A 1,006-nucleotide genomic window follows, 5' to 3' on the forward strand; every position below is an offset into this window, starting at 1 on the left:
CCGAATTAACGCCTGTGGAGATAGTAGGTTACGAGGTCTGCGAAGCAGGAAGCCCATTGGCTTTAGACAATGGGTAGTTCACCAGTGAAATTGCGGTGGAGATCCTTAATGAATATGGCTTCCTGGTTGATACAGCAGAAGATGGAGCAGAGGCAGTGGAGAAGGTTAAGAATTCAACAGCAGCTGGTTATGATCTGGTGCTGATGGATGTGCAGATGCCTGTGATGAATGGATATGAGGCAACAAAGCAGATCCGTGCACTGGAGGATCCCAAATTGGCGGGAATTACAATTCTTGCTATGACTGCCAATGCTTTTGAGGAAGATAGAAAGAAAGCACTGGAATGTGGTATGGATGGATTTTTATCCAAGCCAATTGTTATTAAAGATTTGATTGATGCGTTACAACATAATCTGGAGAGAGTTTAGTACAGCAAAAATCAAACAAAGAAGGAGACGATGAGATATGGAACAAGAAAATTATTCAATCGTATTCAGTAGTTCAACTGGTAATACAAAGAAGCTGGCTGATGCAGTCTATGAAATATTGCCAAAAGATAAGTGCGATTATTTTGGGGAGAATGATTCAAAGATTCCTCCATCCGATTTGTTGTATATCGGATTTTGGACTGACAAAGGGAGCGCGGATACCAAGACATTAGAATTATTAGCGAAACTAAAAAACAAGAAGATTTTTCTGTTTGGAACGGCTGGGTTCAGTGGAAGTGATGTATATTTTGAAAAGATTCTCGGACAAGTCAAACAATCCATTGATTCAAGCAATGCTGTTATTGGAGAGTATATGTGCCAGGGGAAAATGCCACAATCTGTGCGTGAACGATATGTAAAGATGAAAGAAAATCCGGAACATCCAGCGAATCTTGATATGTTGATCGCAAATTTTGACTGTGCATGAGCCTGTGAAAAAATCTCTGTAAAATAAACAACATTAAGGTCTTCTATGATAAAATATAAAAATCATAGGAGGCCTTTTATTATGGCAAACA

The 1,006-nt window shown here is 39.4% G+C and carries 1 protein-coding gene and 1 pseudogene; both read left to right on the plus strand.

The features are described 5' to 3' along the window. Positions 1-83: 83 nt before the first annotated feature. Positions 84-428 (plus strand): annotated as a pseudogene (locus G593_RS0118280) (response regulator); the annotation flags it as partial. A 37-nt stretch (positions 429-465) separates the two neighbouring features. Next, positions 466-915 carry a flavodoxin family protein BilS gene (gene bilS / locus G593_RS0118285; RefSeq protein ID WP_029732608.1) on the plus strand — a complete coding sequence of 150 codons (450 nt, stop codon included), beginning with the start codon at positions 466-468 and terminating at the stop codon, positions 913-915. Positions 916-1,006: the final 91 nt, after the last annotated feature.

The organism is Dorea sp. AGR2135 (assembly GCF_000420885.1).
GTDB classification, from domain to species: domain Bacteria; phylum Bacillota; class Clostridia; order Lachnospirales; family Lachnospiraceae; genus Dorea; species Dorea formicigenerans.

What these genes read in the sequence shown, in the direction of transcription:
- bilS (WP_029732608.1), top strand. Translation starts at nt 466, where the DNA reads ATGGAACAAGAAAATTATTCAATCGTATTCAGTAGTTCAACTGGTAAT.